This window comes from Nostoc sp. LEGE 12447 (assembly GCF_015206985.1).
Taxonomy (GTDB): Bacteria; Cyanobacteriota; Cyanobacteriia; order Cyanobacteriales; family Nostocaceae; genus Nostoc.
The window spans coordinates 214,945-237,667 of sequence record NZ_JADEXT010000006.1; the positions used below are offsets into that span (position 1 = coordinate 214,945).

Here is a 22,723-nt window from a genome sequence, read left to right on the forward strand (position 1 = left end):
AACAATTTCTTAATAAATCTTCTTACAGGTAATCGTTTTGACTAAAAAACAATTATTGCTCAGCATATTTACGGCACTAATCCAGCCCGCAAAGCACGGACGGCAGCCTGTGTACGGTCAGCAACACAGAGTTTATTGAGAATACCTCTAACATGAGTTTTTACAGTACCGACTGTTAAATAGAGCCTTTTAGCAATTTCTGCGTTGTCACACCCAGCAACAATCAACTCTAAAACATCCATCTCTCGGTGAGTTAAAGGATAGCTGACTATACTTTTCTCAACATCGGGATCAATACCTTCAATCAAGACTCTTTTTCCAGATGCGCCTCTGCTACCATCGGGAAAATCTTGACGTATTTGTTGTAGTACAAGGTCTGCGATCGCAGGATCAATCCATGAGCTACCTGCATAAGTCGTTTGCACAGCCTCAACTAGTTTCTCTGTTTCGATATCCTTCATGCAATAAGAATCTGCACCTGCTGCAAAAGCGGCTAAAACTGCCTGCTCGCTATTCTGCATCGTTAAAATTAGCAGCTTTGTGGTGTAATCTTCATTCTCTGCTTGATATTGCCTAAATGTGCGTGTTAGCTCAATACCATCCATGTCAGGCAAACCGATGTCAATAGTGGCAACATCAGGCTTGAGAGTTTTCAGAAGCTTGATGCCGTCGGCTGCATTGGCTGCTTCACCAACAATGTTAAACTCTGGCTGGGTTTGTAAGGCAGACCGTAAGCCGATTCTCGTAAGGTTGTGATCTTCGATCACGAGGATCTTGATTTCACTCATAGTTGCTTAATTTTACTGCTATCTATCTAGAGTACAGATTAAAATAATTTTGTTCTTCTATTCGGTATCTTATACAAAAAGCAATGCTTTTGGTATTTTTCCTGAACTTCATCTACCATTAGACATAAATAACTTTATCTTGGAAGTTTTTCTCAGGCAAGAGTTTCCATCTGCCAATATAATTCAATCAAAAAATATTTTTATACATTCACCGGATGATAGATTTTTTATGGTAGACAATTTTTCACTGAAAATTCAGCTAGCAAGCAAAAGTCGGTAACTATTAAATAATTACCCTTGCAGTGGCTATGATAGCCTAAATACAATGGATTAAGCGACCTTAACCTAAGACCCAGACACAGATATTGTTTGGAGAAGTAAACGAATAATCTACTAAGTAGAGAATAATAACATTAAACTAATTAATGCTAATCTTTCTTTGTTTGGCAGTATTTTTACTTATAAGACAAGATACTCAATTCGGGAAACTTTAAAGGAAAATGTGAATCCTTAATAATCTCAGCGCTGGTAAAGTAAGCTATTACTAGATTTGCTAGCGATAGCCAAGCACTTCTTTTTTTTATTCAGCCATGTCTTTAACTAAAAGTGTCAAAAAAGATAAAATTCTCGCTGTCGATGATGTTTTTGACAATCTACTGGTCTTAGAAGCAGTCCTAGAAGATGAGGGCTATGAAATTAGCTTGGTGGAAGATAGCAAAATTGCTCTGGCTATGGTTGAGGAGTCACCACCAGACATCATTCTCTTAGATGTGATGATGCCAGAGATAGATGGCTATGAATTTACTCGACGCATCCGACAGAATCCGGCGTTGCCATTTATCCCTATTCTGCTGCTAACGGCTCACTATGAGTCTAGCGTTGTGGAAGGACTCGATGCTGGTGCAGATGACTTTATTCGTAAACCATTCGATCCTGATGAACTACATGCACGAGTGCGATCGCTCTTGCGCCTCAAGCATAGCATCGACGAACGAGATCAGATGGCTAACCTGCGGGCAGATTTTGTCTCGCGTTTTACTCACGATTTACGTATACCGTTAGTAGCCTCCAACCGCGTTTTAAAATTATTGCTGGAAGGCAGGTTTTGCGAAGTTTCGCCACAATTGCAAGAAATCATTGATACCATGATTGGCAGTAATCAAGACCTGCTGGAAATGGTAAATACCTTGCTAGAAGTTTATCGTCATGAAGCGGGCTGTAAAACCTTAAAAATTTCTCCCTGCAATATTGAAGAACTAGTTAGTGAAGTTTCCCAAGAATTAACTCCCTTAGCTGAAGAAAAAGGATTAATTGTAAACATAGAGCGAGATGAAACTGCAAGCACCGTCATGGGCGATCGCTTAGAACTGCGGCGAGTTTTAACAAATATTATCGGCAATGCTATCAAATTTACAGACAAAGGTTCTGTAGATATTCACTGCCATCTCACTCCAGCAGATGTGACTATTGATATCCAAGATACGGGGCCGGGAATTTCTAAACAAGATCAGGCAATATTATTTGAGCGATTTCGTCAAGGTAAACACCAGCGTTCTGGTAGTGGTTTGGGACTATATCTATCTCGCTGTATTATCGAAGCACATCAAGGCACAATTGATGTAACATCTGAGCCAGGGCAGGGTAGTACATTTACTATTCGTCTACCTGTAGCAGCCGACAATTAAAAGTGAGGAAATTTTAGAATAAAAAATAGTGTTCACAGACAAAATCCGTGAACACTAAAAGATGGGAGGAGTCAGGCAAAAAATTATTACTTATCAATTTCTGGAACAACATTGGGACGTTCTTTCTCTTCCCAACCTACAGGACGTTTGGAATTGTACCAAGCAATTGACCCTATAGTAACAGCAGCGATAAAGCCCAATCCTAATAACGCTGTCAGCACAATCAAATAACTAGAATTACCTTGTGATGTTAAAGGGATGTCTGTTAAAAGATAGGTAAATAAAAGATTAATCATGAATCGACACCTTTTGAAAATCTATGAGAGGTTGCAAAATGTATTGTGAAATCGGTATTTTAAAAATGCCTAAAAACCAAGCTAAAAACAGATTTAATAGAGGAAGAAGGTTTAGCAAATAATTATTTAGCTAAACCTTCTTCCTAAATCAAGTTCAGCCTATTCTAAAGTCTTTTTTACTTCATCTTTGATATTTTCAGCAGTGTGACGAACTTGGGCTTCAGCTTGTTTAGCTTTACCTTCAGCTTTATCGTTAGGGTTGCCAGTTACTTCACCAACTGCTTCTTGTACTTTTCCTTCGACGTTCTTTGCAAAAGCCTTTGCTCTATCTTCGATACTCATATACTTTTTTCCTTATGTTAACTAGTGATTATTTATTGCTTGCTAAGAAAGCGTTGCAATGTTTATATATTACTTTTAGATAAGTTTTAATTCTTCTATCTGGCGATGTTTTTATGAAGAATATTTGTGTCCATTGTACATAGTTATTTAAAGGTTAAATTCATCTTTAAGAATTCAAGTAATATCCAAAAGATAGAAAGGATTTATTCTATTATTCTATCTTGAGAGAAAATCATTTGCTACTTTAGCTAGATAATGATGCAGATGTCTAGCCTAAATTAGCGGTTAAGAAATACTCAGAATGTGAAAACTGCAACTTGAGTTAGCAGTACGGCTGCACAAACAAGTAATTTATTATACTTTAAGCGCTTATAAACATCTGGCACAACAAAATAGATAGTCGAGATATAAGAAAATATTTTAATATTCCAATACTGCTTACTTAAATGGAAAAGGGTAAGGGGAAAAAGAGTGCAAGACTTGATATATAAGGTTTTTCCCCTTTAAGCTTTCCCTTAACCCCAAAACCCGACAAGTATTGTCTAATATTCGTAGTTCCAGAAAAATGGTGTTGTCACAAATCTTAGGCGGAAAGAAACATAATTTTTCAAGTTTTAACTGAAGAGTAGTTTAGCTAGTGCAAGAAAGCAGAGAGAAGTCTGTAGATTTTTCTGCGACTTTCCGCAGGGTACGGAACTTCAAAGAGACAGCAGGAAAGAAAGCTTGATTTACAAGCTTTTGTTACCTTTTTAAACTGGATAGTTATTTATGCTATACCGCACTAGTAAAACTTGTAACTAATTTCTCACTAAAGACAGCAAGAACAAGTATTTACGTTTATTTCTATTTATCAAGGTATTTATGCAATCAAATTCTACTACTCAACCAACTTCTAACTCCCAATATGTAGATTCTCGGATGCAAACTGATGTATCTGTTAACATTTTCATCGGATTTTCTATTTTAATTCCAATGATTGTGTTTGTAGGATTTAATATCTATAAGAAACACCGTGCGGCTGTTCTCAGTCAGCAAATTGCTTCATTAGAAAAACTGTGGCTTTTGAATATTAAGAAAAAAAGAGCTTGAAGAAAAACAATATAGACAATGAAGTACTTATTTATAATTTGGGTGCTTATACTCTCTTTAATCGCTCCTAATGCGGCGATTGCTCAAGCAAGACAACCCTACACCTTAATATCTGGACTTGGCGCAATCCACCATCCAGTTTCAACTGCTAATGCTCAGGCGCAAGAGTTTTTCGATCAGGGATTAAATTTAATTTACGCTTTCAATCATGATGAGGCGGTGCGTTCTTTTCAACACGCAGCCAAACTCGATCCGCATTTAGCGATCGCATATTGGGGTGTTGCTCTGGCTTTAGGCCCCAATATTAACTTAGAAATCGATCCCAATCGAGAATTAGCTGCTTACCAAGCGGTACAGCAAGCTTTAGCACTTTCCACCAAAGCATCTAAGCAGGAACGAGACTACATTACCGCCTTAGCAAAACGTTACTCCCAAGATCCTGGTGCAGACTTGTATCAGCTAGCGGTAGACTACGCAAAAGCAATGGCAACCCTAGTTGAGCTATATCCTGATGATTTAGATGCAGCAACGCTTTATGCTGAAAGCTTGATGGATCTGCATCCGTGGCAGCACTGGACTAAAGATGGCAAACCACAGCCAGATACAGAAAAAATTGTGGCTATTTTAGAATCTGTTCTCAAGCATAACCCGAATCATACAGGAGCCAATCATTACTATATCCATGCGGTGGAAGCCTCGCCTTCCCCAGAAAGGGCCCTTGTGAGTGCCAAAAGACTAGGAACCCTAGCGCCAGCAGCAGGACACTTGGTACACATGCCTTCACATATTTACTTTCGTGTAGGAGATTATGAAGGGGCAATGCAGGCAAACGAGCAGGCGATCGCTCAAGATGATATTTACATCAAAAAATATCAAGTCCAGGGTACTTATCCCATGATGTACTACAACCACAATGTACATTTTCTCATGGTGGCCAGCAGCATGGCAGGAAAATATGAAGATGCTCTCCAAGCCGCAGATAAATTAGTCGCAAATGCTACTGCTATAAACCCATATATACCAATGCTTGAGGGATTCCTGGGCAGCAAAATGCTGATTCAGACACGCTTTAGTGATTGGGATGCCATCTTAAAAACTCCTGCTCCCGATGTTAAATTGCCTACTACTACAGCACTTTGGCATTTTGCTCGCGGTATGGCTATGGCTGCCACAGGCAAACTTGAAGAGGCAGCAAGTGAAAGTCGGGCATTACTTACCGCCAAGCAGGAAATTTCTACCGAAGCAACTATCGGATTAAGCCCCGCCAGTCGCATTTTAGACATTGCTTCAAAAGTTCTCGATGCCAAAATTGCTACAAAAAATAATGATTATGAATATGCCATTCAATCACTAGAAAAAGCGACAGTAGCAGAAGATGCACTCGATTACGTAGAACCACCAGACTGGTACTTTCCCACGCGGGAATCTTTGGGCGCTGTACTTTTGGCTAAGGGTGATTATAAAAAGGCGGAGAAAGTCTTTCGTGCCGATCTAGAAAAGTATCCCCATAATGGGCGTTCTCTATTTGGCTTACAGGCAACTTTGCAGGCATTGGGGAAAGAAGACGCTGCTCAAGTTGTCAAAGCCGACTTGCAAACAGCTTGGAAAGGTCAAACAATTTGGGATTTTAGATTTTAGCAAGAAAGGCAGAAGGCAGAGGGCAGGAGGCTCAGTTGGAATACTGCCCTCTGCCCTCTGCTGCGAACCATTGCGGAGCAAGGGTTTAAGCCCCACTCCAAAATCTTTGATTTGGTGTCCTGCAAGACGCTCCTGCGTCGCTAACGCTGCGCTATCAGTGTAGGTCTGTTCGCGGAGCGTCTCCTAGAGAAGCCTACACGCTCATTGCAACCTTCTGCCTAGCCTTCGGCAACGCTTCCGCGAACTGCCTTCTGCCTCCTGCCTCCTGCCTTCTTCACATTGGCCCCATACCTAGCGGGTTATCCAAAAAAGTACAAGCCGAAATAGCCTTTATTTGTTGCCTGACTTTGGCTTTCGTATTAAAATTTTGGAGTAATGCTTCATGGTTAATGCAGTCAAACATTCAATTCGGATATTCTAAAGATGTGCCCCTGTATGTCTGATTTCCTTTATCACCCTACAGAATTTATCTTCTTCCATTTCCAACCCTTTTTTGGGTTGGGCTGTACTTAGGGTAGCTGGGGCAGGCGATCGCGTAAATGCGATCGTATCACTGGTTAACTATCTACTGGATGCAGAGAGATGGCTCGTATGTCATCCTAGATTTAGGAGAGTTAATTCAGTGACGTCTTTGATTTTAGTATTGAAAGGCTTTTCCTTTTAGTATTTACAGACTTCTCAGAGAAATTAAAATCTCTACACAGTGATGATTTTGGAGCGAATCGATGTCAATTTACGTAGGTAACCTCTCTTATGACGTTACACAAGAAGATTTAAGTGGTATTTTTGCAGAATATGGTACTGTAAAGCGAGTACAAGTACCTACTGACCGTGAAACAGGTCGTCCGCGAGGCTTTGCTTTTGTGGAAATGGGAACTGAAGCGGAAGAAACAGCTGCCATTGAAGCTCTCGACGGTGCTGAGTGGATGGGTCGCGACCTGAAAGTAAATAAGGCTAAACCCAAGGAAGATAGAGGTGATAGAGGTTCCTTTGGTGGAAACCGAGGAGGATACGGCGGTGGCGGCGGACGCGGCGGACGCTACTAACTTTGGAAACAAAAAAAATTTACCAATAGTCTTAAGGTCAGACAAACAACAGTCTGTCTTTTTTTTGTAATGTTCCCGCCTGATTAAGTCAACTTAGTAGGAGAAATAATGACCCAAGTAATTGTCGGTGACAATGAACACATTGAATCAGCCTTACGACGATTTAAGCGAGAAGTTTCCAAGGCTGGAATTTTTCCAGACATGAGAAAGCATCGTCATTTTGAAACACCCTTAGAAAAACGCAAGCGCAAAGAAGTCGCCAAGCACAGACAGAGTAAGAGAAGTTTTCGTAATTAAGGGCTGACATAGCTATAAAAGAAAACCTTCATAGATTCTATGAGGGTTTTCCTTTTGCCTATTTAAAAATCAGGAAACCTCAAGAAACGCTAAAATCAAGTCAGCCTTTGTATCGTAGCGGTTGTGTCCCACATCACTCAGAGTGCGGTTCACTGCATAAATCCTGATTGTCAACGTCCTTATCCCCAACCTTGGGGAAACAAATTCTGCAACAGCTGTGGCGCACCGCTAGAGTTGTTAGACCGCTATGTTCCACTTCAGCCATTAGGTTCGGGAGGATTTGCTCAAATTTACACGGTTTGGGATGAAAAAACTCAAACCGAGAAAGTGCTGAAAGTGTTGGTAGAAGATTCACCAAAAGCACTGGAATTATTTACCCAAGAGGCGGCAGTTTTATCTAGTTTGCAGCATCCAGGTGTCCCCGCAGTCGATGCTGAAGGGTATTTTCAGGTACAACTGTTTAACCCCAAGCCGCACCAACTACCTTGTCTGGTAATGGAAAAAATCAATGGACGGACTTTAGAGGAGATATTAAAAAAGTTTCCCCAAGGATGTCCAGAGAAGTTGGTTGTAAACTGGTTTGCCCAAACTGTAGAGATTTTACAAGAATTACACAAACGTCAGATTATTCATCGGGATATTAAACCTTCTAATTTAATGCTGGGCACATCTTCGCCCACTGTCAGCCTACCTCAAGGGCAAATAGAAGGCGATCGCCTGGTACTAATTGATTTTGGTGGGGCCAAGCAATTTAGCCCCTCTAAGCTGCGTTCTCAGTCTAGTTCCACCCGATTATTTTCTTCTGGTTACAGTCCACCAGAACAAGTGAGTGGAAGTATTGTCGGGCCAAGTGCCGATTTTTATGCCCTTGGTCGAACGGTGATTGAACTGCTAACAGGCAAATACCCGCTAGAGTTGGAAGATCAACAAACAGGGAAATTGCGCTGGCGTAGTGCGGCGAATGTCAACCCGCAACTAGCAGATTTACTAGATGAGATGGTGCAGGAGGATGTGCGATCGCGTCCAGCAAATGCAGCTATGATTCAAAAACGGTTGGCGAAGATTTCTCAACCATTACCGCCGCCGGGATTATTTGCCCAACTGCGAGATCAGTTGAAGCTTGCTTCAACGCAAGTTTCCCAGAGATTTACACTGCTAATCCAAGCTATTGAACAAGTTTTAGCGAACTTTAGCCAAGCTGTTACTAAAACCGTAATTTTTATCGCTCAGACAATCATCAAAATTTTCCAAGCTTGTTTGGCGACGATTTGGGCGATGATTTTGGCTTATGTCGGCGCTTGTTTTGGTGTGATCGCTGGTTTTATTTTGGCATATCACACCAACTTGGGGAGTTGGGTTGTGGAATTTATTTCAAGTCAGCTAAACCAATTAGTCCCAAATACTCAAACCGTCTTTGGGGCAGATATTTTGGTATTCATCGCCGCCGGCTGGGGAACCGCTTGGGGACTGACAGCATCTGGGTGTTTTGGTCAACGGCGGCGCTTTTTAGTAGCATCGCTGATGGGCATGATTAGCTATGGCTTCGGCTGGTTCATTTTGCAACTAATCACACCAAAAGAAAGTGGCGAGGGCTTAGTGGCAGTGATTTTAGTAGCAGCTTGCCTACTCACATTAAGCTTAGGTCTTCGCAGCCATCACATAGTGTACGCCGTGTTAGCTGCCTTTGGTAGTGCGATCGCCTACGCATTTTTGATTGTTTTGAGGTTGGCACCACCGCTCTTCCAATTTACTAGTCAACCAGCCTGGTCAGAGTTACAGTTACCTCTGATTTTTTTTGGTTCTGTAGGCTTCTTTATCAGCTTCTGGTTAGGAGTGAGTTACTACCTAATTGTCCCTGGATTGCGCTTTTTAGGGTGGCGATGAAAGAGGAAGGAGGGATTCCTATATTTTAGGACTTGCGTAAGCGGTATTGGCAGAAAGTAAGAGCAGGGAGCAGGGAGCAGGGGGAAAAGGATTTCAGCATTTGCGCTTTGGGGAAACTTCAAAGGCGATCGCCCTTTGACTCGTTGTATAACTATATTTATAGCTATTCTAAAAACAGATGACCCGATGTTATGAGGTGGGTTGCGAATGCTGAACATTTCTCTGCCAGAGCAGGTTCAATCGTTTGTCGAGGAGCAAGCTAAAGTAGAAGGCTTTAACTCACCGCATGAGTATATCTATCAATTGATTTTGCGGGAACAGGCGCGGGTCGCCCAGCAAAACCGGGTTGAGGTGCTGCTACTAGAGGGGTTAGACAGCGGAGAAGCAATTGTTGCAACCGATGATTGGTGGGAGCAGAAGCGTACTCAGCTAGTTGAACAATTTCAGCAGCCAGATGCATGACGAAACGCATTATCATCTTGCCGTTGGCAAGCCAAGATTTGGATAACTATTTTGCATACATTGTAGAAAATAATGTTGAAGCTGCCTTGCATTTCTTTGATTCTGCTCGGATGACTATTGCCCAACTTGCCAAAATGCCAGAAGTGGGTAGCCTTTATCGCGTTAGCAATCCTCGTTTACAGGGACTACGAAAGTGGGCAGTGAAACACTACCGGAAGTACCTGATTTTTTACATTGTATGGGAGGATGCCATTGAGGTTGTACGAATCCTATACGCAACACAAGATATCAGCAGCATTTTGGATAGTGAGGGATAAGGGGCGATCGTTGAAAAGCTGATTTTACCAATATGCGATCAGCGATCGCGCTTTGAGGAACGAAACCCAACATTTTCATTGATTTGTTGGGTTTTACTTCCCTACGGGACGCTACGCGAAGGTTCAACTCAACCTATATGTAGAGTTTATGATTTTCATCAAGTGCCCAAAAACAAGATCCCCCTAGCCGTATTTTTCATCGAGCTAGGGGGATCACATATATGGTAGTCTATAAAAGGTTCGGTATAGTTCCTTACGAATCGATTCTATAGCCTATATTTCAGTTTGGGTAGTATTACCATTAGAATTTATAGTATTTTTACAGCTTCTTAATGAATGCTTCATCCCTGTTCTTCCCTAGAGAAGCGGTATATGTGAGTATGACAGTACGCAATGTGCGTAACTTGTCATTTTTGTAGATATCTGTAAAAAATATGAAATTTAAGATTGTTGCTACCGTCGTTTTGTTAGCTTGTTTTGGGTTTGCAGAGCAGGCCCTGGCGTTAAATCAACTAGATTTGGATCAGTTGAAGGCAACAAATGCCTGTCCTAGGTGTAGTTTGAATGGTGCTGACCTAACTCAACTGAATCTAACTGGAGCAAATTTGCGAGGGGCTGACTTGAGTGGTGCAACATTATCTAAAGCTAATCTTACCAATGCCGACCTCACCGGTGCAAATTTAGAAGGTGCGATTCTGAATTCGGTCAATCTTATAGGTGCTTCCTTAACCGGAGCAAATTTGAAATCAGCATCCCTGGAAAACGCTGATTTATCTTATGCCGGTTTTATCAGTGCCAATTTGGAAGCAGCAAACTTAAAAGATGCTAAATTGCAGTTTACTAATTTTCGGGGGGCTAACTTCCGACTAACAACTATGGCGAATGGTGTCGTCACCTCTGATAAGCCCTATGGTTGGTCTTTAGAGCGTCAAAATCCCAGAGAATGTAACGAGTTCAAACCCGAAAATACTCCAGGCACAACCTGTTATTCAAAATAAATGGGGAATTGGGAATGGGGAATGGGGAATGGGGCATTGGTTATTAATTAATCTCCCTCTGCTCCCTGCTCCCTGCTCCCTGCTCCCTTGCCCCTTCACCTATCCTTGTATAGCAAAAGCATTTTGTTTGTTAATGGTTCTTTATCATGGGAAAAAAGCTTGTAGATTAATTGAGATTGATGCTTACCCATATTAAAGACTTAGCAACAAAACTAGCGCCTCGCTTGATTGAAATTCGCCGCCACATCCACTCTCATCCAGAACTCAGTGGTCAAGAGTACCAAACAGCAGCCTTTGTAGCTGGTGTTTTGTCTTCCAGTGGTCTGCACGTACAAGAGGGAGTTGGCAAAACGGGCGTAGTTGGAGAACTCCAAGGCACTGGTCAAAATGACCGTTTATTGGCAATTCGCACCGATATGGATGCCTTGCCAATTCAAGAGGGCACAAATTTGGAATATGCCTCTCGCGCAGAGGGTGTTATGCACGCTTGTGGTCACGATGTTCATACCACTGTGGGGTTAGGAACAGCAATGGTTCTATCCCAAATGGCAGAGGAATTGGGTGGGAAAGTGCGGTTTCTATTTCAACCAGCCGAGGAAATTGCTCAAGGGGCAAGCTGGATGGTGAAAGATGGGGCGATGAAAAACGTCTCGGCTGTATTAGGGATTCATGTTTTTCCTTCTATACCCGCAGGATCTATTGGCGTGCGTTACGGGGCTTTAACAGCCGCCGCAGATGATTTAGAAATTCTAATTATGGGAGAATCTGGGCACGGGGCGCGTCCTCATGAGGCCATTGATGCAATTTGGATTGCTTGCCAAGTCATTACCGCATTGCAACAAGCGATCAGCCGAACGCAGAACCCCTTGCGTCCTGTAGTATTGAGTATCGGGAAGATTAATGGTGGCAGAGCGCCGAATATAATTGCTGATAAAGTGCAATTATTGGGAACCGTGCGATCGCTCCATCCCGAAACTCGCGCCCATCTCCCCAACTGGATTGAAAACATTGTATCTAATGTTTGCCAGACTTACGGAGCAAACTATCAAGTCAATTATCGCCAGGGTGTACCCAGCGTTCAAAATGATTATGCCTTGACACAATTGTTACAATCAGCCGCAGAAGAAGCGTGGAGTAGCGATCGCGTTCAAGTTTTACCCGAACCTTCCCTTGGTGCTGAAGATTTTTCTATGTATTTGGAACACGCCCCTGGTTCCATGTTTCGTTTGGGTGTCGGCTATAAAGAAAGAATCATTAACCACCCATTACACCATCCCCAATTTGAAGTCGATGAATCTGCCATTATTACTGGAGTCGTAACTATGGCATACACCGCTTATAAATACTGTCAGCAAAATTTTTAAACAAAAACTCCCAGCGCTCATGTGCTGGGAGTTTTTGTTTAATCAACCTTGTTTAGCTGATATAGAAAGCTCGAAAGCATCCTACACATTCGATTCGCTTACAACGCCTAATTTTTGTTGAATTCGGGTCTTAGCGGCTTTGAATTCAGTAGCCAGTTGCTCACTTTGATCGCTGCTCAAGTTGTTACGAATAGCAGCAAACATTGTGCTTTCTTCTTGACGAATGTGGTCGCCAACAGCTTCCATAAGCTGTCTAACTTGATTTTTGAATTCAGATGAAGAAGGGCTGATAGCCTTAATTTGCTCTAACACCCGCTTCATCTCAGCTTGCTCGTCAAACAGTTCTTGGGTGTTATCTTGACCGTAGAAAGGACGTACTCTTGGATAGACTACTTCCTCTTCAGCTTCGGCATGAGCGGTTAGATCCTTATAAATTTGACCGAAGTATTCTTGGATCTTTTGTGGATTGTCGCTTTGCAGAAGTTCGGTAAATAAGGTATTTACCTTGTTGTGATCGAGGCGAATGACATCCTGGATATTCAGATCCTTTTTGTCACTGGTTTGGGTAACAGCGCTGCCTACTACACCACTGACTGCGGCCATAGCGTCTTGAACACGCGCCCAAATTCCTTGGTCTGCATCTTGTCCAGTGAATTCACGGACACCTAGAATTTCCAGAATGCCTTTGAGTTGTTCTTGGTGAGCGCGATTCTCAAAGTTAATGGTATTCAAAGGCCCAATCGCTAGCATTACGTCAGCACCAACTTTTTGAGCAGCCTTATGAACTATCAAGCCACTCATTACGAGTTGATGTTTCAGCAATTCATGCTGAGATACTTTTTCATACAGGCTCAACTCAGAACCTTTAAACAATTCGCGAGCCTTTTCAATGAATTGTGTAACATTCTTTTTGGGTTCTGCCTGAATACCATACTGACCAATTACAGTTTCCAGAACGCCAAGATTTTTTTCATCATCTTTGAGGAAATTTCGGATGCGATCGGCAATTTCGGCATCGAGTCCTTCTCTCAAAAGCGATTGTTCATTTTCGATAACCAACTGTTGAAGTGCTTTGATACTAGCCAATTTCACAGCAATAGCATTGCGTTTCGTATCATCTAAAGTAGCTACCATCCGTAGTTCTCCTCGGCAAAGTGTTCGTAGTTATTACTGATATAACCTTGACACACAGCTTAGGGAGATTCCCTCTTTCTTTTGAGTGATAGCTTTCGCAACGGTGGGTAGAAAAAAGTTTAGCGTTACACAACAGAAATACAAATTAAAGCGATCGCCCAGATTTATAGTTCTAAATTAGGGACAAATATTCTGTATTACATCCAAATTTAACAGATAAACAGATTACCTAATTTTGAAGCAATCTATATCTCTGGAATGAAAATTCATATCAAAAAGTTACTTCTTATTCAAGAGGGCAAAATCATAATCACTTCCAGAATAACAACGCTCACAACGCTCGATTTTGACTAGTAAAGCTTCTCCTTGGCGCTCTCCTGAAGGCGAAAACTTAATCATTCCTGTGGCTCCAGAAGTTGAAAAATCACGATTAGACAATACCTTTTGCAACCCTTCGCGAGTGTTATCTTGTTTCAAGCCAGTGATAATTACTTGGAGTGCATCATAAGCTCCGGCTGTTCTCTGATTTACCCGTGCATTCCAAAGCTTAAAGGCATTTTCTGCAAATGGATTATCTTTATTAGCATCACGATGCCAATACACAGGTAGTACCATTCCTTCGAGATCGGTGCCATTTTGCAAAGTTGTTGAACTGTACATAGTTTCGGAAGCAAAGAGAGGTTTCCTGCCTTTAACCTCTTGTGCTACTTTGGTGGCAAAATATATATTTCTGACTGAAGGTAATAGTAAAAAGCCACTGGCGTTTTCTGTTTCTATAGCTTTATCTACAAAAGCTCTATAGTCCAAATCTTTGTCTGCCAAATTGCAAGGCGTGTTAATAACCTTACTTCCATATTTTTGGAGAGCTTGAGTGTACTGTTCTACAAGTATCTGATTAGATGAGGAACCTAAATTATCTCTTGAGCTACGAATATCGCCACAAATAGCAACATTTCTTCCCTGTCGAGCAATGTAGCGAGCATGAGTATCTACTAAATTATCATATAGCGGATTTACATGAAATAAGTAGTTAGTTGTGGAACTATTTGCCTGACTACTTACTGCATTATTATCTAACTTTTCTTGATTTTCTGCTTGAGTTGGGCGCTCGACAGGAAAGACTAACACCAAGTGCTTTTCATTATAAATTGCAGCATTACGTCTAACTCCCACTGCTGCCACAATACTTTTGTCTTGAAATAATTCATTATCTAATCGTGCAAAATCTTCTCTATTCTCAGCACTTGCAATCACAATTTGTAGCTTCTTACCATCAATTCCTCCTTGGTTATTAATTTCATTTTGAGCTTGAGCTACACCACGCAAAATTTCTTCTGATAAATTAGAGTCAAAATTAATTGATGCTATCACAGCAACTTTGAGAGCGCTAGAATTATCTCGTGCAATTTTAGCGTTATTTAAATAAATTAGAGTTTCCGGGTCATTAGGATTATTTTTTAATGAAGCGCTAAACTTTTGAACAGCAGTGGTAAAATCTTTTTGCTCAAAAGCTTTAACTCCATCTGTTTTATCAGGGTATGTTTGCACTTTCAACAGAATTCTTGTACCCAGATTCATCAATGGAGGCTTATTCTTAACTTCACTTGAACTAGATGTGGGGTTGTTTAATGATGTTATTATGATACTAGAAGAAAGTTGCCTAATTACCCACAAAATAGCTGCTACCATTACTCCAGCCAGCCCCAAAGAAATAAGCAACTTCAGGTTCTCTTTTTTATTTGTCATGAGTAATACTCCAAATTATAGAAAGCTTATTAAAAATCAATATACAGTGGGAAATTAACCTATATTAAATTTTAAAAATATTTAGAAATAAGTTTGTTTATTATTTCTGATATACCCACAATAATAAGCGTCAAAAGACCTGCAAGAAAAACTAGCAATACTACAAGCAAAAGTCCATTCACTCCAGATTGTAGAAGATTATTTGTGAGCAAGTTTTTAAAAGTCAAGACAATTAGTAAATTTGCTATTACAGCAATCACAATTAAATAACTTTTTTCCAAAAGCGAACGAGATTGAATTAAGATTACCCCACCTAAAATTAGCAACCACAATCCAGAGCTAATCCAAGTAGTGCCTAAAAAGCTAATCAGTGCGATCGCTAACAATGAACTACCTGAGCCTGTAATTATTGCTCCAGGGAGTAGTTTACTATTAGAAAATTGTGGTAGATATCCAATTGTTTTTTGTTGAGCTTGTGCTTCTGATTCTAATAGTTTAGAAGGTGAAATAACTGTAGGAGGTAATGTATGCCTTAGCGGTGGTAGATTATTCAAGTCTTGTAAGACAGCCTGTGCAGACTGATAACGCTGCTCATGATTTTCTTGGAGTAATTTATCCAGAATCAATTCTAATTCTTGACTTATGGGTTGTGTTAAATGCTTTCGCCAACTAGAAGTCCAACCATAGCCTTGTTTGAGCCAGAAATTCGAGGGAGAAATATTTGTTAGTAGATGAAAGCAAGTTATGCCTAAACTATACATATCACTGGAAGGAAAAACTTTCCCAAATTGCATTTGCTCAATTGGTGCGTAACCTAATGAACCAATAATTGTCCCAATTGCAGTAGTTGTAGTTTCCGCCTTTTGCTTTGAAACCCCAAAATCAATTAGTACTAACTTATTATCACTTTTACGGCGAATAATATTTTCTGGCTTAATATCTCGATGAATTATTTGCTGTTGATGTATGGCGACCAACACAGATAATAAATCATTCAAAAAAGATCGAATTTTAGCTTCATCAAAAAAACCGTGTTGTTTTAACTCCTGCAACAGATTTTGGCCTTCGATAAACTGCTGTACTAAATACAGATATTCACCTTCCTTAAAATATCCATACAAATTGGGAATTTGTAGATGTTCCCCTAATTCTTGTAGACGTTTGGCCTCCCGTTCAAATAATTGAGTTGCTTTTTGATGTGCGTGAGTACCTTGACTGCCATAAAATTGACTGAGAACCAGTTGCTTAACAACACATCGTTCATTTAGCTTGTCTATATCCTCTGCTACGTATGTGCGTGCAAACCCTCCTCTTCCTAACGGTGCGATAATGCGGTAACGATTTCTGAGTAGCGATCGCAACTGTGTCCCACAACTGAGGCAGTAATTTGTCCCATCAGGATTTTGGGGATTCTCGCAATTGGGGTTTAGGCAGCAGATCATAATAATTATTTTATTGCTGTCAGTTTATTAATTTTTAAATTATACCTTGAAACCCGTATAAGCTCTGTACTGCAACGTTTCTACATGGACACTTGTTGTAATTCCTGTAAAATGTTTGCTAGTTTTATCGCCTTATTAAATAAATCTTGTTGAAACTTAGCAAAATTGAACGGCACTGCACTTTATAATCCAAAGTTTTTATGGCACGGTAATGCACACGCTCGTATTTTACAAGATACGTAAAACCAAATCCAACTTCACGTGATTATTTTTTAATTGTATATTTATCACTCTGTAATTGCTGTCTTTATAACTAAGCTATTATTCAAAACTCCAAAATGCTGATGTTAACTATCGCACAAGGTAGACTAATTTTCAGAAGAAAATATATCTTAATGTACATAATTTCATAGCGAATCCTCTTGAAAAACTCTGCGTACCTTTGCCCAGCGTCCCTACCCTGTGCAAAGGCGTACCACTCCGTGGAAGCAAGCTACGCGTAGGTCTCGTAGAGAAGTGCATCTGGTTTAAAACCGCTACAAATTAATGCAAATCTGTACTTAGAAGTTTTAAACAAACATTTACCCACTGTTAAACTACATTCGGTTAAATCTTCTAATTAAGATCGGGTAAATAATTCAACGCTAAGTAAATATTCACCCTGCCCAACTTTTTCTCTTATGCAACCTTGACAAACCTCACCGCAATTGTGACGATTACGCTAGAATTGTTAAAGGTTCTTTACAGAAATTGCTGATCATCCCCAATTCTGTTAAAACAGCCTAGCATTCAAATGTAAATCTAAAAACCCCCTCTAGAGTTCACCAAAAGCTTCTATGACGCTCCCAATTCGCAACGTCGCCATTATCGCCCACGTTGACCACGGCAAAACCACGCTGGTTGACGCACTCCTCAAACAATCCGGCATTTTCCGCGAAGGCGAAGACGTTCCGGATTGCGTTATGGACTCCAACGCCCTAGAACGGGAACGGGGTATTACTATCCTGTCTAAAAATACAGCAGTTCGCTACAAAGAAACACTAATCAATATTGTTGATACTCCTGGACACGCTGACTTTGGTGGCGAAGTCGAACGTGTACTCGGCATGGTTGACGGATGTCTTCTGATTGTCGATGCGAATGAAGGCCCCATGCCCCAAACGCGCTTTGTTCTGAAAAAAGCTTTAGAAAAAGGGCTACGCCCCATCGTTATCATCAACAAAATCGACCGTGGTCAAACTGACCCCCACGTTGCTGTCGATAAAGTATTGGATCTGTTCTTGGAATTAGGGGCAGATGAAGACCAGTGTGATTTTACCTATCTGTTTGCCTCCGGTATGGGAGGTTTCGCTAAGGAAAGCTTGGAAGCAGAATCGGTAGATATGCAACCCCTGTTTAATGCAATTCTGCAACACGTTCCACCACCAGTAGGCGACAGCAATAAGCCTCTGCAATTGCAAGTTACAACCCTAGATTATTCTGAATATCTGGGACGGATTGTGATTGGCAGAATTCACAACGGTACTATCCGCTCAGGACAGCAAGCAGCTTTGGTAACAGAAAATGGTACCATTGTCAAGGGCAAAATTACCAAATTGATGGGCTTCGATGGACTGAAGCGCGTAGAAATGGAAGAAGCAACCGCAGGTTATATTGTGGCGGTGGCTGGTTTCGCTGATGCTTATATTGGGGAAACGATTACTGACCCCAATGAACCGCAAGCTTTACCACTAATTAAAGTGGATGAACCAACCTTGCAAATGGCCTTCTGGGTGAATGATTCGCCCTTTGCTGGTCAAGAAGGCAAGTTGGTAACATCAAGACAAATACGCGATCGCCTATTCCGCGAACTCGAAACCAACGTTGCTTTGCGTGTCGAAGAAACCGATTCTCCCGATAAATTCCTCGTTTCCGGTCGTGGAGAACTTCACTTGGGTATCTTAATTGAAACCATGCGTCGGGAAGGTTTTGAGTTTCAGGTATCTCAGCCACAGGTAATTTACCGCGAAATCAACGGTCAGCCTTGCGAACCTTATGAACTCTTAGTGTTAGACATTCCTGCTGATGGTGTGGGTAGCTGTATTGAACGCCTAGGACAACGCAAAGGCGAAATGCAAGATATGCAACCAGGTAGTGGCGATCGCACCCAGCTAGAGTTTGTCATTCCCGCCCGTGGATTGATTGGTTTCCGGGGTGAATTCATGCGGATGACTCGTGGTGAAGGCATTATGAACCACAGCTTCTTAGACTACCGTCAGATCAGTGGTGATATTGAAGCCCGTAACAAAGGTGTTTTAATCTCCTTTGAAGAAGGCGTTTCTACCTTCTACGCCATGAGAAATGCCGAAGATAGAGGAGCATTCTTTATTACTCCCGGCACAAAGGTTTACAGAGGCATGATTGTGGGAGAACACAACCGTTCCCAAGATTTGGAATTGAATATCTGTAAGACTAAGCAGTTAACCAATCACCGCGCTGCTGGTGGCGATGAATTGGTGCAACTGCAAGCACCAATAGACATGAGCTTAGAGCGTGCTTTGGAATACATTGGCCCCGATGAATTGGTGGAAGTTACACCCCAATCGATTCGTCTGCGCAAGATGTCGAAGAAGTTGGCGAAACGGTAAATAAAGCAATAATTTAATTAATTTAGAAAGCCCACTAATGTGGGCTTTTTATTTTGTTGGTTACATCTCGTGTATGTCTTTTTTAGGTTGCTCAACTCCTCGAAACTCTCTAGTGTTGTTTGTCGTACTTATATCCAAAAAGACAAATTTGTTTTCTATGAAGATTTATACAAATATTCGTTATGTTCATTACAGAATAAGGTTTTTACTGGTATAAACAAATATCATTGCCAGTCTTTATAAGAAAAACTAAGTAAGCTTTTATTAGTACAGCATGACCGCAAATAGCATTAAATTTACGATCGCCTTCAACGATCCTGACTTGGATGCGGAAGAAAAGGACGAACAGGTTCAACGGCTAATTACTGAACTGAAGCAAAGTGACGAGGTAAATGCAGTTGGTCGTGTTTTTGACCCCAACCCACCAGAAGGCAACAAAGCATTAGGCGGGTTTCTGGTGGGTTTGTTAATGGCTGAGGTAAATACAGCCAATGCGAAAAAGTTGGTGGGATTTCTGGGCGATCGCTTCGGTCGTAAACCCATTGAACTGTCGGTAGAAGCCAACGGCAAGAAGCTAACAGTTTACAGCGATATCGACAGGCATTTGCGGGATCTGTTGAAAATGAATATCCCCTGAGTAATCATGTACGGTCTGAGCTAGAAGACTTGCGGGAAGTTTTGGGGCTAAGGCAGGAAGATATAGACTCTATTGAGCAAGAATTTATCGCTCAAAAACAAGTTGAGCAGCAACAGTATGTAGAATCTCAAGGAATAGGCTTATATCGATTGCTTGTTGAAACGCAGTCGGTTGAGTTTTCAGATCAAATCGGAATTATCGATGGGAATAATCAAGTTAAAAATACTACGACTATGACTAATGGATTACCTGAGCGTAAGCGCCGTAGGCTAGAGCAAGAACGGGATTCATTGCAGCAGCAATATGAACTTGCCAGTGAAAAACTCAGTCGATTGCGTCAGGCTCTTACTGTTGAAGTTGATCCCTCAACGAAATTGAAATTGGAGAAGCAAAGAGAACAAGCTCAAACAGACCTCAATCAGATTGATGAGCAGCTTGAACAAATTGAGCTACTTCTAGGTTAAGGTGGTCATGAAATTTAGCTGACGGAGAAAGAATTAATGTCATCTACGCGACGTTTGCAGGTTATATATGAAAGCAAACAGCAAGAATGGGAAACAGTTCATGAACGCTTGAATTCTCTCCGTCAGAGTAGAACTATTGAAACAGATCCTGAAAACCATTTCAAGCTTGATCGTCGAGTCAAAGCAATTGAGCAAGAGTTAAAAGTTATTCAAGATGAACTCAATCAAATTGAGCATCAACTTGATCTGTTAGGAAGTAGTAAAGATGAGTCTACGCCTGAAAAAGTTACACAAACTTCTTTTGTTCAACAACAGAGACGAGAAAGGTCTGATATTGGAGCATATCAATCATCTTATGCTTCCAAGCCATCAACATCATCTAAACGCAGGATTCTTGCTGGGTTCCTCATTATGGCTGGAATAGGCTTGATAGGTTCTGCAATCTATTTGATGGTTATCGCCCCCTATGCAATACCAGTAATAGCTTTATATGGTTTGCTTGGACTGCTCATTGGAGGGATCGGAATATATCTTTGGTAAATATACAAGGTAAACTAAGTAGCTGATGGAGCAAATCTGATGTCATCTGTTCGACGTTTGCAAGCAATGTATGACAGCAAACAGCAAGAGTGGGACGTTGTTCACGAGCGGCTGACTTCTCTTCGTCAAGCTAAACTGATTGAGACAGATCCAGGAAATCAATTTAAACTAGACCGTCAAATTAAAAGTATTGAGCAGGAACTTGGTATCATTCAGCAAGAACTTACTCAATTTGAGCAGCAACTTGCTCAAGTAAGACACGAACATAAGTTTCAATCTCAGCAAGACTATTCTGCCTCAAACAAATCCACTTCATCATTGCCAACACAGCCTAGATACGAAAGAGCTAATCCTGATAGTTCATCTAATGTCCTTTGGACATCATTAGCGAGCCTGTTCATAATTGCAGGATTGGCTCTGATGGCAGCAGGAATTTTCATGGCCGCACCAAACTTTCAGTGTGGTTACTGCTTGGGGTACTTTTTTGCGGGCTTAGGTATGTTCCTTCTAGGATGCTTATTCTGGTTTTTCCGAAAACGAAGAAATTGATATCAAGATTAAGAATAAAAAGTTATTTTGTCCTTTGGTATACCAACGCCCTAAACGCTTTATACGATTAGCCAACCGAGATGTTGTCAGGATTATGTTAAAAATAAAGAGGACTGAAAAAGCCAACTATTGTCAGTATTTGTGAAACTGCGATCGCCAAACCCTAGCATAGATTTAGAGTGCGATTCCTGCTTTGCATATTTTCACACAAAGCGATCGCCCTTAGTCAAATTTTTGAGTAAAAATGAAGAGGACTGAAAAAGGCAATTATCATGACTATTCGTGAAACTGCGATCGCAAAATTGCAGCAACTTTCCGAACCACTCCTGCAAGAAGTGACCGATTTCATTGATTTTGTGATCCACAAACATCAAGTTAAAATTGCTGACACTCAGCCTGATGAACCACTTGTGGAAAAATGGTCACAATGGTTTGAGGCTGTGGATTCCCTAGAGGTATCTCCACCTGAAGCAGTCAGCAACTATCAGCAACTCCTACTCAACAAATATCGGCAACAAGGGCTAGAGCTATGAACCTGTGTGATGCAGGAGTCTTATTGTGTTTAGTTGATCCCACTCAGCCTCAGCACAATGCTTATAAAATTGCAGTGATGCGTTTGGCAAAGCCTCTCGTTACAACCTAGTCATGCCTCACAGAAGCTATGTATCTTGCCCTGCATCGTGGCGGCTGGCAAATGCAAAAACAGTTGGGACAGCTTCTTTTAGATAAATTACTGACCGTTTACGAGATTCAGGAAAGTGATTACAGCCGTTTGTTGGTGCTGATGGAACAATACCGTGATCGCCCAATGGATTTAGCAGATGCAACATTGGTTTTGATTGCTGAAAAGACAGGGTATCGTCAAATTCTCACCCTCGATTCTGATTTCTTGTTTTATCGAATTGGTCATCAAGACACCTTTGAAATTATTTTAGTCTGAAGCGATAAGTAACAAAATCACGATTTAGACGAGGTTTAGCAACGCCACTATGCCCCTTTGAATTAACTGTGCGTAGGCGTAGCCCGTCGTAGACATCGCCCTTACGGAAATATCTCTGTTTGATAAAACGTATTGACAACGTAAATACACAATGTCTACTATGTAAGGTATGGATGTGTATTTCGTGCTTAATGGTGTCACTTTCGTTTGGAACGAAGAAAAAGCTTGGATAAATCCTAGCAATCACGATGGTGTGACATTTCAGCAAGCCACAGAGGTATTTTTCGATCCGTTTTTAGTCGTTGTTGATGCAAGTCGCAATGATGAACAAAGAGATGCTGTTATTGGCTTAGACAGACGATGGAATCTTCTGTATGTCGTCTACATGGAACGTGAAAACGACATAATTCGGATCATTTCAGCACGCACAACGCTACA

Annotated in this window: 23 protein-coding genes and 1 pseudogene; 18 read left to right on the forward strand and 6 right to left on the reverse strand. The window is 41.1% G+C overall.

From position 1 onward, the window contains the following. Positions 1-68 precede the first annotated feature (68 nt). A complete protein-coding gene (locus IQ274_RS10300; RefSeq protein ID WP_114084785.1) occupies positions 69-788 on the reverse strand; it encodes a response regulator in 720 nt (239 codons plus the stop codon). Between the two features lie 590 nt (positions 789-1,378). Between IQ274_RS10300 and IQ274_RS10305 the strand changes: the two genes are divergently transcribed. Then, positions 1,379-2,473 carry a hybrid sensor histidine kinase/response regulator gene (locus tag IQ274_RS10305; RefSeq protein ID WP_163929306.1) on the forward strand — a complete coding sequence of 365 codons (1,095 nt, stop codon included), beginning with the start codon at positions 1,379-1,381 and terminating at the stop codon, positions 2,471-2,473. Positions 2,474-2,559: 86 nt separating this feature from the next. Here IQ274_RS10305 and psb35 read toward each other — a convergent pair whose 3' ends face one another. After that, a complete protein-coding gene (psb35, locus tag IQ274_RS10310; RefSeq protein ID WP_194142177.1) occupies positions 2,560-2,769 on the reverse strand; it encodes a photosystem II assembly protein Psb35 in 210 nt (69 codons plus the stop codon). Between the two features lie 159 nt (positions 2,770-2,928). Next, entirely contained in the window at positions 2,929-3,111 is a 183-nt protein-coding gene (locus IQ274_RS10315) for a CsbD family protein (protein ID WP_012407712.1), read from the reverse strand. An 861-nt stretch (positions 3,112-3,972) separates the two neighbouring features. Here IQ274_RS10315 and IQ274_RS10320 point away from each other — a divergent pair. The 9 genes from IQ274_RS10320 to IQ274_RS10360 all read left to right on the forward strand — a co-directional run bounded on the left by IQ274_RS10320 (position 3,973) and on the right by IQ274_RS10360 (position 12,206). Then, entirely contained in the window at positions 3,973-4,200 is a 228-nt protein-coding gene (locus IQ274_RS10320) for a hypothetical protein (protein WP_194142178.1), read from the forward strand. Between the two features lie 18 nt (positions 4,201-4,218). Continuing rightward, positions 4,219-5,838, forward strand: coding sequence for a tetratricopeptide repeat protein (locus IQ274_RS10325; protein ID WP_194142179.1), 1,620 nt, complete (start codon positions 4,219-4,221; stop codon positions 5,836-5,838). Positions 5,839-6,563: 725 nt separating this feature from the next. Beyond that, the gene (locus tag IQ274_RS10330) at positions 6,564-6,884 is read left to right on the forward strand and encodes an RNA recognition motif domain-containing protein (protein ID WP_012407715.1); all 321 of its coding nucleotides are present in this window, start codon (positions 6,564-6,566) and stop codon (positions 6,882-6,884) included. 108 nt (positions 6,885-6,992) lie between these two features. After that, a complete protein-coding gene (rpsU, locus tag IQ274_RS10335; RefSeq protein WP_012407716.1) occupies positions 6,993-7,181 on the forward strand; it encodes a 30S ribosomal protein S21 in 189 nt (62 codons plus the stop codon). Positions 7,182-7,304: 123 nt separating this feature from the next. Further along, on the forward strand, positions 7,305-9,065 hold the full coding sequence (locus IQ274_RS10340) for a serine/threonine protein kinase (protein ID WP_194142180.1): 1,761 nt from the start codon (positions 7,305-7,307) through the stop codon (positions 9,063-9,065). Positions 9,066-9,272: 207 nt separating this feature from the next. Beyond that, a complete protein-coding gene (locus IQ274_RS10345; RefSeq protein ID WP_163929301.1) occupies positions 9,273-9,527 on the forward strand; it encodes a ribbon-helix-helix domain-containing protein in 255 nt (84 codons plus the stop codon). Next, the gene (locus IQ274_RS10350) at positions 9,524-9,844 is read left to right on the forward strand and encodes a type II toxin-antitoxin system RelE/ParE family toxin (RefSeq protein WP_163929300.1); all 321 of its coding nucleotides are present in this window, start codon (positions 9,524-9,526) and stop codon (positions 9,842-9,844) included. Before IQ274_RS10345 ends, IQ274_RS10350 begins: the two co-directional genes overlap by 4 nt. A gap of 434 nt (positions 9,845-10,278) precedes the next feature. Beyond that, a complete protein-coding gene (locus tag IQ274_RS10355; protein ID WP_163929299.1) occupies positions 10,279-10,842 on the forward strand; it encodes a pentapeptide repeat-containing protein in 564 nt (187 codons plus the stop codon). 179 nt (positions 10,843-11,021) lie between these two features. After that, positions 11,022-12,206: a M20 family metallopeptidase gene (locus IQ274_RS10360; RefSeq protein WP_194142181.1), complete on the forward strand. Its 1,185-nt coding sequence runs from the start codon at positions 11,022-11,024 to the stop codon at positions 12,204-12,206. 81 nt (positions 12,207-12,287) lie between these two features. Here the strand turns inward: IQ274_RS10360 and IQ274_RS10365 are convergent, their stop codons facing one another. The 3 genes from IQ274_RS10365 to IQ274_RS10375 all read right to left on the reverse strand — a co-directional run bounded on the left by IQ274_RS10365 (position 12,288) and on the right by IQ274_RS10375 (position 16,528). Continuing rightward, a complete protein-coding gene (locus tag IQ274_RS10365; protein ID WP_194142182.1) occupies positions 12,288-13,340 on the reverse strand; it encodes a hemerythrin domain-containing protein in 1,053 nt (350 codons plus the stop codon). 279 nt (positions 13,341-13,619) lie between these two features. Next, complete coding sequence (locus tag IQ274_RS10370; RefSeq protein WP_194142183.1) at positions 13,620-15,086, reverse strand: ABC transporter substrate-binding protein; 1,467 nt, start codon at positions 15,084-15,086, stop codon at positions 13,620-13,622. 71 nt (positions 15,087-15,157) lie between these two features. After that, positions 15,158-16,528, reverse strand: a complete 1,371-nt coding sequence (locus IQ274_RS10375) for a protein kinase domain-containing protein (RefSeq protein ID WP_194142184.1) — start codon at positions 16,526-16,528, stop codon at positions 15,158-15,160. Positions 16,529-17,364: 836 nt separating this feature from the next. Between IQ274_RS10375 and typA the strand changes: the two genes are divergently transcribed. From typA to IQ274_RS10415, 8 genes and pseudogenes are all read left to right on the forward strand, one after another. After that, on the forward strand, positions 17,365-19,155 hold the full coding sequence (gene typA / locus IQ274_RS10380) for a translational GTPase TypA (protein ID WP_100899367.1): 1,791 nt from the start codon (positions 17,365-17,367) through the stop codon (positions 19,153-19,155). A gap of 274 nt (positions 19,156-19,429) precedes the next feature. After that, entirely contained in the window at positions 19,430-19,792 is a 363-nt protein-coding gene (locus tag IQ274_RS10385; RefSeq protein WP_194142185.1) for a hypothetical protein, read from the forward strand. 29 nt (positions 19,793-19,821) lie between these two features. Further along, entirely contained in the window at positions 19,822-20,256 is a 435-nt protein-coding gene (locus IQ274_RS10390; RefSeq protein WP_190894624.1) for a hypothetical protein, read from the forward strand. A 36-nt stretch (positions 20,257-20,292) separates the two neighbouring features. Next, positions 20,293-20,796, forward strand: coding sequence for a hypothetical protein (locus IQ274_RS10395; RefSeq protein WP_190894625.1), 504 nt, complete (start codon positions 20,293-20,295; stop codon positions 20,794-20,796). A gap of 39 nt (positions 20,797-20,835) precedes the next feature. Further along, on the forward strand, positions 20,836-21,345 hold the full coding sequence (locus IQ274_RS10400; protein ID WP_190894626.1) for a hypothetical protein: 510 nt from the start codon (positions 20,836-20,838) through the stop codon (positions 21,343-21,345). 272 nt (positions 21,346-21,617) lie between these two features. Beyond that, positions 21,618-21,878: a DUF2281 domain-containing protein gene (locus tag IQ274_RS10405; protein WP_194142186.1), complete on the forward strand. Its 261-nt coding sequence runs from the start codon at positions 21,618-21,620 to the stop codon at positions 21,876-21,878. Positions 21,879-22,006: 128 nt separating this feature from the next. Beyond that, the gene (locus IQ274_RS10410) at positions 22,007-22,285 is read left to right on the forward strand and encodes a hypothetical protein (protein ID WP_228058132.1); all 279 of its coding nucleotides are present in this window, start codon (positions 22,007-22,009) and stop codon (positions 22,283-22,285) included. A 169-nt stretch (positions 22,286-22,454) separates the two neighbouring features. After that, a pseudogene (locus tag IQ274_RS10415) lies at positions 22,455-22,655 on the forward strand (BrnT family toxin); the annotation flags it as partial. Positions 22,656-22,723 lie beyond the last annotated feature (68 nt).